Source organism: Vibrio sp. 10N.222.49.C9 (genome assembly GCF_041474985.1).
In the GTDB taxonomy this organism is placed as follows: domain Bacteria; phylum Pseudomonadota; class Gammaproteobacteria; order Enterobacterales; family Vibrionaceae; genus Vibrio; species Vibrio crassostreae_C.
Genome location: NZ_JBFRVD010001377.1, coordinates 1 through 246, shown reverse-complemented (window position 1 = coordinate 246; position 246 = coordinate 1). Strand labels below are relative to the sequence as shown.

1 pseudogene is annotated in these 246 nt (G+C 48.4%); it reads right to left on the bottom strand.

The window, feature by feature from the left end:
- A pseudogene (locus tag AB4585_RS28370) lies at window positions 1-246 on the bottom strand (ABC transporter substrate-binding protein); the annotation flags it as partial.

Below are 246 nucleotides of genomic sequence, written 5' to 3'. Positions count from 1 at the left end.
TAAAGCGGTACCTGAATTGCATTCTCAGCGTAGATGCGTTCAATATGCGAGGAGATTTCACGCTGCTTTTCAGGGTCAATGGTAGTGCTCAGCTCCTCGATCCATGAGTCCAATTCAGCGTTTTCGTAGTTGGTCATTGTTGAGGACCACCATTGTCCGCTCTTAGCAAAGCGAGAGTGCATGGTGTAGTCGTAGAACTTCCAACCTGAAGAAGCGTTACTGCCTCCGCCAAAGGTCACATCAAAG